This is a genomic window from Microbacterium sp. NPDC080220, assembly GCF_040686395.1.
GTDB lineage: Bacteria > Actinomycetota > Actinomycetes > Actinomycetales > Microbacteriaceae > Microbacterium > Microbacterium gawkjiense.
The window spans coordinates 121,654-134,120 of sequence record NZ_JBFBOP010000001.1 but is presented as its reverse complement, the minus strand read 5'-3'; the positions used below and the strand labels follow the sequence as shown (position 1 = coordinate 134,120).

The 12,467-nt window shown below is 68.8% G+C and carries 18 protein-coding genes; 14 read left to right on the top strand and 4 right to left on the bottom strand.

Annotated elements, in window-relative coordinates:
* The first annotated feature begins 29 nt into the window (after nucleotides 1-29).
* The 3 genes from AB0P29_RS00710 to AB0P29_RS00700 are packed head-to-tail and all read left to right on the top strand — an operon-like array spanning nucleotide 30 to nucleotide 1,826.
* A complete protein-coding gene (locus AB0P29_RS00710; RefSeq protein ID WP_363377710.1) occupies nucleotides 30-386 on the top strand; it encodes an excalibur calcium-binding domain-containing protein in 357 nt (118 codons plus the stop codon).
* A gap of 22 nt (nucleotides 387-408) precedes the next feature.
* The gene (ftsY, locus tag AB0P29_RS00705) at nucleotides 409-1,281 is read left to right on the top strand and encodes a signal recognition particle-docking protein FtsY (RefSeq protein WP_363377708.1); all 873 of its coding nucleotides are present in this window, start codon (nucleotides 409-411) and stop codon (nucleotides 1,279-1,281) included.
* Nucleotides 1,282-1,325: 44 nt separating this feature from the next.
* Nucleotides 1,326-1,826 (top strand): DUF2004 domain-containing protein, encoded by a 501-nt coding sequence (locus tag AB0P29_RS00700; protein WP_064001952.1) that lies wholly within the window; start codon nucleotides 1,326-1,328, stop codon nucleotides 1,824-1,826.
* 20 nt (nucleotides 1,827-1,846) lie between these two features.
* On the opposite strand, the gene AB0P29_RS00695 is transcribed toward AB0P29_RS00700, so the two are convergent.
* From AB0P29_RS00695 to lipB, 3 genes are all read right to left on the bottom strand, one after another.
* The gene (locus AB0P29_RS00695) at nucleotides 1,847-2,185 is read right to left on the bottom strand and encodes a hypothetical protein (protein WP_363377705.1); all 339 of its coding nucleotides are present in this window, start codon (nucleotides 2,183-2,185) and stop codon (nucleotides 1,847-1,849) included.
* Between the two features lie 122 nt (nucleotides 2,186-2,307).
* On the bottom strand, nucleotides 2,308-3,306 hold the full coding sequence (gene lipA, locus AB0P29_RS00690) for a lipoyl synthase (protein ID WP_217532036.1): 999 nt from the start codon (nucleotides 3,304-3,306) through the stop codon (nucleotides 2,308-2,310).
* On the bottom strand, nucleotides 3,303-3,944 hold the full coding sequence (gene lipB, locus AB0P29_RS00685) for a lipoyl(octanoyl) transferase LipB (protein WP_217532034.1): 642 nt from the start codon (nucleotides 3,942-3,944) through the stop codon (nucleotides 3,303-3,305). Before lipB ends, lipA begins: the two co-directional genes overlap by 4 nt.
* Before the next feature lie 58 nt (nucleotides 3,945-4,002).
* On the opposite strand from lipB, the gene AB0P29_RS00680 reads away from it, so the two are divergent.
* Together AB0P29_RS00680 and ffh are read left to right on the top strand one after the other, a co-directional pair.
* Nucleotides 4,003-4,581 (top strand): TetR/AcrR family transcriptional regulator, encoded by a 579-nt coding sequence (locus AB0P29_RS00680; RefSeq protein ID WP_217532032.1) that lies wholly within the window; start codon nucleotides 4,003-4,005, stop codon nucleotides 4,579-4,581.
* Nucleotides 4,582-4,593: 12 nt separating this feature from the next.
* Nucleotides 4,594-6,144, top strand: coding sequence for a signal recognition particle protein (gene ffh / locus AB0P29_RS00675; protein ID WP_363377702.1), 1,551 nt, complete (start codon nucleotides 4,594-4,596; stop codon nucleotides 6,142-6,144).
* Between the two features lie 4 nt (nucleotides 6,145-6,148).
* On the opposite strand, the gene AB0P29_RS00670 is transcribed toward ffh, so the two are convergent.
* Nucleotides 6,149-7,306: a glutamate--cysteine ligase gene (locus AB0P29_RS00670; RefSeq protein WP_363377700.1), complete on the bottom strand. Its 1,158-nt coding sequence runs from the start codon at nucleotides 7,304-7,306 to the stop codon at nucleotides 6,149-6,151.
* 185 nt (nucleotides 7,307-7,491) lie between these two features.
* On the opposite strand from AB0P29_RS00670, the gene rpsP reads away from it, so the two are divergent.
* The 9 genes from rpsP to AB0P29_RS00625 all read left to right on the top strand — a co-directional run bounded on the left by rpsP (nucleotide 7,492) and on the right by AB0P29_RS00625 (nucleotide 12,378).
* Nucleotides 7,492-7,905 (top strand): 30S ribosomal protein S16, encoded by a 414-nt coding sequence (rpsP, locus tag AB0P29_RS00665; RefSeq protein ID WP_064001959.1) that lies wholly within the window; start codon nucleotides 7,492-7,494, stop codon nucleotides 7,903-7,905.
* A 4-nt stretch (nucleotides 7,906-7,909) separates the two neighbouring features.
* The gene (locus AB0P29_RS00660; protein ID WP_217532027.1) at nucleotides 7,910-8,140 is read left to right on the top strand and encodes an RNA-binding protein; all 231 of its coding nucleotides are present in this window, start codon (nucleotides 7,910-7,912) and stop codon (nucleotides 8,138-8,140) included.
* Nucleotide 8,141: 1 nt separating this feature from the next.
* The gene (gene rimM / locus AB0P29_RS00655) at nucleotides 8,142-8,744 is read left to right on the top strand and encodes a ribosome maturation factor RimM (protein ID WP_311283812.1); all 603 of its coding nucleotides are present in this window, start codon (nucleotides 8,142-8,144) and stop codon (nucleotides 8,742-8,744) included.
* A gap of 1 nt (nucleotide 8,745) precedes the next feature.
* Nucleotides 8,746-9,456 (top strand): tRNA (guanosine(37)-N1)-methyltransferase TrmD, encoded by a 711-nt coding sequence (trmD, locus tag AB0P29_RS00650; RefSeq protein ID WP_064001962.1) that lies wholly within the window; start codon nucleotides 8,746-8,748, stop codon nucleotides 9,454-9,456.
* Nucleotides 9,457-9,504: 48 nt separating this feature from the next.
* Entirely contained in the window at nucleotides 9,505-9,963 is a 459-nt protein-coding gene (locus AB0P29_RS00645) for an MFS transporter permease (RefSeq protein ID WP_363377697.1), read from the top strand.
* A 173-nt stretch (nucleotides 9,964-10,136) separates the two neighbouring features.
* A complete protein-coding gene (rplS, locus tag AB0P29_RS00640; protein WP_064002469.1) occupies nucleotides 10,137-10,484 on the top strand; it encodes a 50S ribosomal protein L19 in 348 nt (115 codons plus the stop codon).
* 134 nt (nucleotides 10,485-10,618) lie between these two features.
* Nucleotides 10,619-11,356 (top strand): signal peptidase I, encoded by a 738-nt coding sequence (gene lepB / locus AB0P29_RS00635; protein WP_253035189.1) that lies wholly within the window; start codon nucleotides 10,619-10,621, stop codon nucleotides 11,354-11,356.
* Complete coding sequence (locus AB0P29_RS00630) at nucleotides 11,356-12,015, top strand: ribonuclease HII (protein ID WP_363377695.1); 660 nt, start codon at nucleotides 11,356-11,358, stop codon at nucleotides 12,013-12,015. Before lepB ends, AB0P29_RS00630 begins: the two co-directional genes overlap by 1 nt.
* 39 nt (nucleotides 12,016-12,054) lie before the next feature.
* Nucleotides 12,055-12,378 (top strand): DUF2469 family protein, encoded by a 324-nt coding sequence (locus tag AB0P29_RS00625; protein ID WP_036309185.1) that lies wholly within the window; start codon nucleotides 12,055-12,057, stop codon nucleotides 12,376-12,378.
* Nucleotides 12,379-12,467 lie beyond the last annotated feature (89 nt).

Here is a 12,467-nt window from a genome sequence, read left to right as displayed (position 1 = left end):
TCGTCGCCGACACCAGACAAGGGGTGGGGATGAGGATTTCGGTGCGCGCGGGAACGCTGCGACGGAGTGCGGTGGCGACGATGCTGGCGGCGGCGCTCGTCGCAGCGCCGGTGACGGTGACGGCGGCCGCGGCCGCGCCGACGGCCGCGGCGTCACAGGTGCGGGTGATCGTGCCGGCCGCCAAGCCGCCGATCAAGACATTCAAGAACTGCACGGCGCTCAACAAGACCTACAAGGGCGGTGTCGCCCGGGCGGGGGTGACCCACAACACGGTCAGCGGCAAGAAGAAGCCGTTAACCGTCAAGCCCTACGTCTCGACGGCGCTCTACAACGCCAACAAGAAGATGGACCGCGACAAGGACGGCATCGCCTGCGAGAAGGGCTGACGCGGTCAACTAGCCTGGGTGCATGGCGGAGAGCTCCTGGTCCCTCGGTCGCGCGCTGCGCGGCATGTTCGTCAAGCCGACGATCGATGAGAACACGTGGGAGGACCTCGAGACCGCGCTGCTCACCGCCGACTTCGGGCCCGATATCACCGAACGCATCGTCGACGATCTTCGCGAGAAGGTCGAGCGGTATCGCACGACGGATCCCAAGGACCTGCAACGGATGCTGCGCGAGACGCTCGAGGAGCACTTCGCGAAGTTCGACACGACCCTCCGGCTGACGGAGCGCCCCGCGGTGGTGCTCGTGGTCGGGGTCAACGGGGTCGGCAAGACGACGACGATCGGGAAGTTCGCGAGCTACCTCAAGCGCTTCGGACGGACGGTGGTGGTGGGCGCGGCCGATACTTTCCGCGCGGCCGCGGTGGATCAGCTCGCGACGTGGGCCGAGCGCGGGGGAGCAGCGATCGTCCGCCCGCAGCACGAGGGGCAGGACCCGGCATCCGTCGCCTTCCAGACGATCGAGCACGCGATCCGCACCGGGACCGAGATCGTCCTCGTGGACACGGCCGGTCGCCTGCACACCAAGGGCGGCCTCATGGACGAGTTGACCAAGATCCGCCGGGTCATCGAGAAGCAGGCGCCCATCAGTGAGGTCCTCCTCGTGCTCGATGCCACCACCGGCCAGAACGGGGTCATGCAGGCCGAGGCGTTCCTCGAGCACGCCGGAGTGACGGGGCTCGTCCTGACGAAGCTCGACGGCTCGGCCCGCGGCGGGTTCGTGCTCGCGGTCCAGGAGCGCACCGGCATCCCGGTCAAGCTCCTCGGTCAGGGTGAGGGGATCGGCGATCTGACCGGTTTCACGCCCCACGTCTTCGCATCCGCCCTCGTCGATTGACCCAGGCGGTCGCGCGCGACCGTCAAGGCTGGTTTCATTGATGCATGGCGATCGAGCACGACTACTTCGGACTTCTCGAGTCCGGACCCGACGGGTCGATCTTCTGGTCGGAGGTCGTGGACTTCGGTGATCAGCGGGTGACCGTCGACCTCACCGCGCCCGACCAGGACGACGTCTCGATCGACGCCCTCGACGTCGCGGCTGCCATGATCGCGGCGTTGGAGACCATCGATCTGCGTGCCCGGAACGCGATGGTCTCCGAGCTGGACGATCGCACGAGCGAGGTCACGGAGTTCATCCTCCAACAGCAGGAGATGCTCGGCGAGGACATCGAGGACCTGCTCGTCGACGTCTCGGGTGACACCCACATGGATGTCATCCGCTCCCTGCAGCTGATGAGCATGACGATCCTCGCCGACGAGCACGGAGGCAAGGACCCTTTCGCGGTGCTGGAGTATGCCCTCGACCCTGACTCGACCGACGACGTGCTCCTGGTCAACCTCGACGTCTCGGGCGCCGTCCAGTCGGTGACCAGCGCCGACTGACGGTCTGCGTCACCGGGCGATCAGCCGCGCGACGCGTGCGCCCAGTCGATCGCGTCCCGCAGGGTAGCGAGGTCCCGGTACCAGGTCGTCACCTCGGTGCGGCATCGCACCCGCTCGACGCGGGTGTCGTATTCACTGCACTCGGCGAGTGCTTCGGAGTTGGTCGGGGGGTACTCGGCGGACCCGTCGTCGTACCCGATTTCGAACCCGTTCGCGGCGTCACCGGTCGCGGACACCACGGTGTCAGGCGCGGGCTCGGGCACATCGTGCGTGGTCGGCGCGGAGGCCGTGTGGGGGAGCAGGGCGGCGAGCGCCATGGCCGCGCCGAGAGCGGTCGCGAGCGGAAGTGAAGTACGCATGAGTCTCCTTGGTGAGGCCGGTGCATCCGGCGTCCCGAAGGTAGGAAGCGTCGCGCCGCGCGCGATCCCGTCCGTGCCTGGTGGGGGAGGGATGCGGCCTCCCCCGACCTGGGGAGGAGGCGTCAGACCGCCTGGGCGAATCCCTCGGCGTCGGCCTCGTCGGCGAGGTGCGCCAGCGCCGCCGGGATCTCGCGACCCTTCGACCGCATCGAGCGCGCCCAGAGCCGCCCGGCGCGGTACGACGAGCGCACGAGCGGTCCGGCCAGGACCCCGAGGAACCCGATGGACTCGGCGAGCTCGCGCAGTTCGACGAACTCCTGCGGCGTGACCCACCGCGCCACGGGAAGGTGACGCGGCGTGGGGCGGAGGTACTGCGTGAGGGTGATGATGTCGGTACCGGCGGCATGCAGGTCGCGCAGTGCGTCCTCCACCTCGTCGCGTTCCTCGCCCATCCCGAGGATCAGATTCGACTTCGTGATGAGTCCTGCGTCCCGCGCGCGGGTGAGGACGCCCAGCGACCTCTCGTACCGGAACGCCGGTCGGATCCGCTTGAAGATGCGGGGCACGGTCTCGACGTTGTGCGCGAAGACCTCGGGGCGCGACGCGAACACGACGTCCAGGAGCTCAGGGTCACCGTTGAAGTCCGTGGCGAGGAGCTCCACACCCGTACCGGGGTTGTCGGCGTGGATGCGGCGGACGGTCTCCGCATTGAGCCACGCGCCCCCGTCGGGCAGGTCGTCGCGCGCAACGCATGTCACGGTCGCATACCGCAGGCGCATGCGGGTGACGCTCTCGGCGACACGGCGTGGCTCGTCGGTGTCGTAGTCGGCTGGTTTGCCCGTGTCGATCTGGCAGAAGTCGCATCGCCTCGTGCACTGCGAGCCGCCGATGAGGAACGTGGCCTCCCGGTCCTCCCAGCACTCGAAGATGTTGGGACAGCCGGCCTCCTGACAGACGGTGTGGAGTCCCTCGTCCTTCACGAGTCCCTGCAGCTCCCGGTACTCGGGACCCATCTTCGCCTTCGTGCGGATCCATTCCGGCTTGCGCTCGATCGGGGTCTCGGCGTTGCGGACCTCCAGCCGGAGCATCCGGCGGCCTTCGGGTGCGGTGTTCGCGCTCATGCGGCGACCTCCGCTCCGTGCTCACGCGTGAACGCCGCGACGACGGCGGGGAGGACGTCGACGGGGGAGATGTCGCGACCGGTGACCTGGCTGAGGGTCGTCACCCCGGCATCCGCGATCCCGCAGGGGATGATGCTGCGGAACGGTTCGAGGGAGTTGTCGCAGTTCAGCGCGAAGCCGTGCATCGTGACTCCGCGCTGCACCCGGACCCCGATTGCCGCCACCTTCTCGAGCGACCCCGCTCGTTCGACCCAGACGCCACTGCGTCCGTCGACGCGCTCACCCGCGACACCGACGGTCCGGATGACCTCGATGAGCAGGTCCTCCAGCCGGCGGACGTGCGCGACGACGTCGACGGGTTCCGCAAGTCGGACGAGCGGGTAGCCCACGAGTTGTCCGGGACCGTGCCAGGTGATCTTGCCGCCGCGGTCGACGTCTACGACGGGCGTTCCGTCGACCGGCCGCTCGTGCCGTGCCGTACGCGCGCCCGCCGTGTAGACGGCTTCGTGTTCGAGGAGGAGCAGCGTGTCGGGGCGGGTACCCGCGACGATGTCGGCGTGCAGGGTGCGCTGGAGGTCCCATCCCTGTCGATACGGGACGAGGTCGGGGGCCATCCCTACGGTGCGGATCTCGATCACGAGGCCATCTCCTGTTTTTTGGACTGCGTGCAACAATACGCGACGATAGGCTCCTCGCATGACGACCGGCCGACCACGCGCATCCTCTCGGGAGGTGCTCTCCGAGGCGGCGTGCGAGCTCTTCCTCGAGCGCGGGTACGACGCGACATCCGTCACCGACATCTCCGTCCGCGCGGGCGTGAGCAGATCCAGCTTCTTCAACTACTTCGACTCGAAGGAAGCGATCCTGTGGTCCTCGCTCGATCGTCGGATCGACCGGTTGCACGCACGGGTGCCGCTGTCCGAACCCGTCGCCGGGCTCATCGAGCTCTGCGACGGCTTCGCGCCGGATAGCCTCGCCCTCGCGCTCGTCCACGCCGAGGCGATGGGTGTCCAGGACGAGATCGAGCGGGGAGCCGCCGTCCGTCAGGCGCGGATCGCCCGGGCTCTTTCGGCATCCTGGTCCGCGCTCGGGGCACCACCCGTCGCCGCCGAGATCGCGGGGGCCGCCCACGCTGCAGCCGTCATGATCGCCATCGACGGATGGGCCCGCTCGGGCGCCGGCAGATCGTCCCTGCCTGACGAGCTCGCCCGCGCTCTGGCGGTGGCCGCGGCCACGCTTGCGTCCCTCGCCGGCGCGTCGGCGGGTCTCGACTAAACTCGAGCCATCATGGCTACCTTCGGCACGCTCTCCGATCGTCTCACCGAGACCTTCCGCAACCTCCGCACGAAGGGCAAGCTCTCGCCCGCCGACATCGACGGGACCGTGCGCGAGATCCGTCGCGCCCTCCTCGACGCCGACGTGGCGCTCCAGGTCGTCAAGGACTTCACGGGCAAGGTGCGCGAGCGCGCCCTCGGTGACGAGGTGAACCGCGCCCTCAATCCGGCGCAGCAGGTCGTCCAGATCGTGAACGAGGAGCTCGTCGCCATCCTGGGCGGCCAGCAGCGGCGACTGCAGTTCGCGAAGCAGCCCCCCACCGTCATCATGCTTGCCGGCCTGCAGGGCTCCGGTAAGACGACGTTCGCCGGGAAGCTGGCGAAGCAGCTCGAGAAGGACGGTCACACTCCGCTGCTTGTCGCCTGCGACCTGCAGCGTCCGAACGCCGTCAACCAGCTGACCGTGGTGGCCGAGCGCGCAGGTGCCGCCATCTACGCGCCCGAGCCCGGCAACGGGGTCGGCGACCCGGTGAAGGTCGCCCGTGACGGCGTCGAGTACGCGCGCCGCCAGCAGTACGACACCGTCATCATCGACACCGCGGGACGCCTGGGCGTGGACGCGGAGCTGATGAAGCAGGCCGCGAACATCCGCAAGGCGACCGATCCCGACGAGGTGCTCTTCGTCATCGACGCGATGATCGGACAGGACGCCGTGAACACGGCGAAGGCGTTCCAGGACGGCGTCGACTTCACCGGCGTCGTGCTGTCGAAGCTCGACGGCGACGCCCGCGGCGGTGCGGCGCTGTCGGTGGCGTCGGTCACCGGCCGCCCCATCATCTTCGCGTCGACCGGTGAAGGCCTCGACGACCTGGAGGCTTTCCACCCCGACCGGATGGCGAGCCGCATCCTCGACCTCGGTGACATCCTCACCCTCATCGAGCAGGCGCAGCAGGCGTTCGACGAGGAGGAAGCACAGCGCGTCGCGCAGAAGCTCGCGACCGAGCAGTTCACCCTCGAGGACTTCCTCGAGCAGCTGCAGCAGGTCCGCAAGATGGGCTCGATGAAGAAGATGCTGGGGATGCTGCCCGGCATGGGCCAGATGAAGCAGCAGATCGAGAGCTTCGACGAGCGCGAGATCGATCGCACCGAGGCGATCATCCGGTCCATGACCCCCGCCGAGCGCCGGAACCCCAAGATCCTGAACGGATCCCGGCGGCTCCGCATCGCGCGCGGCTCGGGGATGACGGTCACCGACGTCAACCAACTCGTGCAGCGCTTCGATCAGGCCGCCAAGATGATGAAGACCGTGGCGCGGGGCGGGGTGCCCTCCATGCCCGGGATGGGTGCGATCGGCGGCAAACCGGGCGCATCGAGCAAGCGTGGCAAGAAGCAGAAGAGCAGCGGCGGGTCGAGGTCGGGCAACCCCGCCAAGCGCGCGGCCGAGAACGCGGGCCTCGCGGCGGCGAACACCGCACCCTCGGGCTCGGGCTTCGGCCTCGGCGGCGCGCCGCAGCCGAGCGAGGCGGACCTGGCCGAGATCCAGAAGCTCTTCGGCAAGGGCTGAGAGCTCAGCCGACCGAGACGACCTCGCGCAGCGTGGGGCCGCCCCGGAACTCGCGGATGAGATGGTGGACCACCTCGCGCAGGTCTCCGTCGGCGGCATCGGCCACGCGGGTCTGACGCGCGTAGCTGGCGCCCTGGTCGAGGATCTGCGTGACCCCCGCGAACTCCTTCGCGCAGTGGAGCTCCGCGGCGAGCGGCGCGAGGGCCTCGGTCACCTCGCGCAGATGGTCGGCGACGGGACGCTGCCGGCCCGCGCGGTCGACGATGACGTCGGCATCCAGCCCGTAGCGCGCCGCACGCCACTTGTTCTCGCGGACGAACCACGGCTGGATGGTGGGGAGCGGGCGACCCTCGTCGAGCATGCGAGAGAAATGCTCGGCCAGCACCTGGACCAGGGCGGCGACGGCGGCGAGCTCGGGGAGCGTCGACATCCCGTCGCAGGCGCGGATCTCGATCGTGCCCCACCGCGGCGCCGGTCGGATGTCCCAGCGGACCTCGGTGGAGTCCGCCATGACGCCGGTCCGCTCCATGTCCGCGAGGTAGGCCTCGTACTCCGCCCAGGACTCGAGAGGCCAGGGCAGCCCCGCGGTCGGGAGCTGCTGGAAGACGAGGGCGCGGTTGGATGCGTAGCCCGTGCGGTCGCCTGCCCAGAACGGGCTGGAAGCGGACAGGGCCTGCAGGTGGGGGAGGTAGGCGGAGAGGGCGTTGATCATGGGGAAGACCTTCGCGACGTCTTCGACCCCGACGTGCACGTGGATGCCCCAGATCATCATGTTGCGCCCCCACCACTGGGTACGCTCGATGAGCTTGTGGTACCGGGTCTTATCGGTCACCTGCTGGTCGTACCACCGGGCGAAGGGGTGGCTGCCCGCGCACAGGAGCTCGATGTCGCGGGGATCGGTGACGGTACGGACCAGGGCGATCGCATCGGCGATGTCGTCCACGGCTGCGGCCACCGTGTCGCCCACGCCGCTGGTGACCTCGATCGTGTTGGTGAGCAGTTCACCGGTGACGGTGTGACGCTCGTGACGGGTCTGCTCCTCGATCTGGTCGAGGATCGCGGGCGCCTCCGGGACCAGATCACCGGTGGTCCGGTCGGCCAGCATGATCTCCCACTCGATCCCGACGGTCGAACGAGCGGATGTGGCGAAGGTCACCGTCATGGGGCCAGTGTGTCACGCGCGTCCGGCGGTTCGCGGCATCCCTCCGCATCTGGCAGAATGGACGGTTGGACCGCCTTGCCCGACCCTCTATCCGGCTCGGAGGTCCACCGCAGAGCTCCCGCCGGGTGTGCACCCCACGCTCCAGGCGACGTTCATCATCACTCGCAACACCATTCAGGAGAATTGTGGCTGTCAAGATCCGTCTGAAGCGCATGGGCAAGATCCGTGCGCCGTACTACCGCATCGTCGTCGCCGACTCGCGCACCAAGCGCGACGGCCGCGTGATCGAGGAGATCGGCAAGTACCACCCGACCGAGCAGCCCTCGTTCATCGAGGTCGACTCGGAGCGCGCGCAGTACTGGCTCTCCGTCGGTGCGCAGCCGACCGAGCAGGTCGCCGCCATCCTCAAGCTCACGGGCGACTGGGGCAAGTTCAAGGGCGACAAGGACGCCGTCTCCACCGTGAAGACGGCGGAGCCCAAGGCGCCGTTCGAGCTCGACTCGTCCAAGAAGTCGGTCATCAAGCCGAAGGCGGAGAAGAAGGCCGAGGCGCCCGCCGCCGACGCCGAGGCCGCCGACGACGCGACCGAGTCCGAGTAAGACCTTGCTGGCCGCCGCGCTCGAACACCTCGTCAAGGGGATCGTCGATCACCCGGACGACGTCACCATCGCCTCCAGCTCGTCGCCCCGCGGCGAAGTGCTGGAGGTGCGTGTGCACCCCGACGACCGGGGTCGTGTGATCGGGCGCGGCGGACGCACGGCGAAAGCCCTGCGTACCCTCATCTCCGCTCTGGCCGACGGTACGCGCGTCCGCGTCGACGTCGCGGACGACTGACGTGTCGGCGAAGTCGGCTCGCACGCAGCTCCGCGTCGGGCGCCTCGTCAAGGCGCACGGTCTGAAGGGCGCCCTCAAACTCGAGCTCTACACCGACGACCCCGACGGCCGGTTCGTCCCGGGTGCGGAGTTCACCCTGCAAGTGCCGGAGTCCTCGCCCTGGCACGGAAAGACGGTGACGGTCCGCGAGTTCAAGTGGATGAACTCGCACCCGGTCGTCTTCCTGGACGGGATCGACGACCGCACCGCCGCGGAATCCATCGTCCGCGCCATCCTGTGGATCGACCAGGATGCCGCTGCGCCGGTCGTCGAGGACGACGCCTGGTACGACCACCAGCTGGTGGGGCTCGACGTCGTGCGCGACGGTGAGGTCGTCGGACGCGTGACGCGGGTCGACCACTTCCCGGCGCAGGATCTGCTGGGTGTCCAGCTTGCCGCGGACGAACGCGAGGTGCTCGTCCCCTTCGTCAAGGCCATCGTGCCCGAAGTGGACATGAGCGCCGGTCGTCTCGTCGTCACTCCGCCCGCCGGGTTGTTCGAAGACCTCCCCGGTGACGACGAGCCTCGTCCGGAGGCCGGCGACGAGGCCGACGCCGGGTCCTGACGTGCGCATCGACGTCGTCACGATCTTCCCCGCCTTCTTCGACGTCCTCGAAGTGTCGCTGCTGGGGCGCGCTCGGGGCGCGGGACTGCTCGACATCCGTGTCCACGACCTCCGCGACCACACGACCGACCGGCACCGCACCGTCGACGACACGCCCTACGGCGGCGGCGCCGGGATGGTCATGAAGCCCGAGCCGTGGGCGCAGGCCCTCGACGCGATCGTCGCCGGCTCCCACGAGACGGTGACGGATGCCGCATCCGGACCGCTCTTCGTCTTCCCGTCGCCGGCGGGGGAGCGCTTCACCCAGTCCGTGGCGCGCGAGTGGAGCACCGAATCGCACATCGTCTTCGGGTGCGGGCGGTACGAAGGCATCGACGAGCGCGTCTTCGCCTACGCCGCGACCATCGGCCGCGTGCGGCTCGTGAGCCTGGGGGACTACGTCCTGAACGGCGGGGAGGTCGCGGCGATGGCCATGATCGAGGCCGTCGGACGTCTCGTCCCGGGCGTCGTCGGCAACCCGGAGAGCCTCGTCGAGGAGTCGCACGAGGACGGCCTCCTCGAGTACCCCTCCTACACGAAGCCGGCATCGTGGCGCGGCTACGACGTTCCCGACGTGCTGCTCAGCGGACACCACGGGCGGGTCGCGCAGTGGCGGCGGGATCAGCAGGTGGAGCGGACCCGCCTTCGGCGCCCGGACCTGCTCAGCGAGTGATCAGCTGACGGCGGTCGCCGCAATTGCCCAGCGGCGTAGCATCGGAGGATGCCCCTGCGTCGTGGATTCTTCTTCTGGCTCCTGCCGAGCGCGGTCATCCTGCCCCTGTGGCTGATCATCGGATGGATCGTGTCGGATGCCGGTGGCTGGGCGCTCGCCTGGGTGCTGGTCGTCGCGATCCCCTCCGTCCTCATCGGCCAGCTCGTCCTGACGCTCCTGATCCGTTCCCGCGGCACGGTTCGGCACACGCGCGCGGTCTCCTGGTGGGACGTCGGCGGCGTCGGTCTCTGGCACGTCCTGACCATCGCGGTGGGCTTCTTCTCGGAGGCGTGGTTCTGGCCTCTCCTCATCGCGGCGACCGTCGTCTTCCTCGCCGTGTTCTGGCTTTCGCTGCGACAGCTGTTCCAGGAGACACGGCCCTCCGTCATCCTGCGCAGGTACACCGCGCCCGCTCGGACAGCCGAGAGCGTGGTCGTCGTCGAGGAGAAGCGCGACCCGCTCGTGTGAGGCCGCGCGCCGCGGTTTGGCGGCCGTCGGCATCCATGGCAGAATGACCCTTTGTGCCCTGACAGTTCTCTGCCTCGGGGGAGTTCGGAGCCCAGTCGGCTCCGACGGGCGCCACATCCTTTTCTCCTCTTACTCTCGCGGTCGACCTGAGGCGGTCGCAGGAAGTGACGATCATGCAGATCCTCGACTCCGTCGACGCAGCTTCGCTGCGCTCCGACATCCCCGTCTTCAACGCCGGCGACACCGTGAAGGTGCACGTCAACATCACCGAAGGCAACCGTTCGCGCATCCAGGTGTTCCAGGGTGTCGTCATCGGCCGCTCCGGCGACGGCGTCCGTGAGACCTTCACGGTCCGCAAGATCAGCTTCCAGGTGGGCGTCGAGCGCACCTTCCCGGTGCACAGCCCGGTGATCGACCACATCGAGGTCGTCACCCGCGGTGACGTGCGTCGCGCGAAGCTCTACTACCTGCGCGAGCTGCGTGGCAAGAAGGCCAAGATCAAGGAGAAGCGCGACAACTGATCGCGTTCTCCACTGGATGCCCCGGGACCGAGTCCCGGGGCATCCGTCGTTCCCGGGTGTTTCGGTGCTCGGCGTCCACATGATGTGCGACGCTGGTGGATGGTCGCCGAACCCCGGCACCGGTGAAGGACAGCATGACCACCGATTCCCCGTCCCCGACGCTCGGCAGCGACTCCGATTCCCGTCCCCGACGCGGACCGTGGCCGTTCATCCGGGACGTCCTGGTGATCCTCCTGGTGGCCGTCCTCGTGTCCTTCCTCGTCAAGACCTTCCTGGTGCGGTCGTTCTACATCCCGTCCGGCTCGATGGAGCGCACGCTGCTGAAGGGCGACCGCATCCTCGTCGACGAGTTGACGCCGCGGTTCACCGGGTACGAACGCGGCGACGTCGTCGTCTTCCGGGACCCCGGCGGGTGGCTCCCGACGACGTACGAGCCGGCGCAGCCTCCGTTGACGGCGGCGCTGGACTGGCTGGGATCCCTCGTCGGGCTCACGGCGTCCGACAGCGACGACCACCTCATCAAACGCATCATCGGTCTGCCCGGCGATCACGTGGTGTGCTGCAACGCGCTCGGGCAGGTCACCGTCAACGACGTGCCCATCGACGAGACGCCCTACCTGGACCTCGGTCCGAACCAGTCGGCTCCCGACGAGTTCGACTACGACGTCACGGTGCCGGAGGGCTCGATCTGGGTGCTCGGCGACAACCGCGACAACTCGCAGGACTCGCGGTACCAGCAGGAGCAGCCGGGGCAGGGATTCGTTCCGATGGACAACATCGTCGGGCGGGCGTTCCTCATCACGTGGCCGTTCGACCGGTTCGGTCTCATCGATTCGCACCACGACGTGTTCCGCGGGGTGCCGGCGCCGTGATGGCCGTGGTCGCGCCGACGCTGTCGCTCGAGCGTCGACTGCTCCGGGAGCATCCCCTCGTGATCGCGTGCGACGAGGTCGGCCGGGGCGCGCTGGCGGGGCCCGTCGCGGTCGGCGCGGTCGCCGCGGATGCCGCGTTCAGCCGGCGTCGCGTGCCGGAGGGACTGCGGGACTCGAAGCTCATCGTCGAACCGCGCCGAGCAGGGATGGCGGAACGCGTCCGGGCCTGGGTGCCCGCCCACGCGGTGGGGTGGGCGTCGGCGGCGGAAGTGGACGAGGTCGGGATCATCCGGGCCCTGGGCCTTGCCGCCGCGCGCGCCATCGAGGAGCTCCGCGTGCAGGGTGTCGACATCGGCGATGCCCTGGTGGTCCTCGACGGGAACCACGACTACATCACCCCGGTCGCGCCGGTGGGTCGCGGCGTCCTGCCCATCGTCAAGGCCGACCGTGACTGCGCGTCGGCGTCGGCGGCATCCGTCATCGCGAAGGTGGCGCGCGACGAGCACATGAGCGAGCTGGACGCCGAGGCGCCGGTCTACGGATGGGCTCGCAACAAGGGGTACGCGAGCGCGGAACACCGCGCGGCCATCGAAGAGCACGGTCTTTCCGGACACCACCGTGCGTCGTGGTCGATCGCGGCCGCCCCGACCCTGTTCTAGGTCCGGGGCCGTTCGCCGCCCGCCTAGGATGGAGTCACCATGGATGACGAAGTCTTCGAGGACTACGACCGCGAACTCGAGCTGGCCCTGTACAAGGAGTACCGCGACGTCGTCGGTCAGTTCCAGTACGTGATCGAGACCGAGCGCCGGTTCTACCTCGCCAACGAGGTCAACGTCGTCCGCCGCGACACCGAGCACGACTTCTACTTCGAGATCTCGATGAACGACGTGTGGGTGTGGGACATCTACCGCGCCGACCGGTTCGTGAAGTCCGTGCGGGTGCTCACCTTCAAGGACGTGAACGTCGAGGAACTGCAGCGGCGCGACTTCCAGCTGCCGGAGGAGCTCTCGCTCGACGGCTGAGCCTCCTCCCCAGGAGTCGTCCCTCCGCGTTCGTCCACCGGGACGGGTCGACGACGCCGTTCGCCGGGACGCGCGGGCCACGCTGGTCG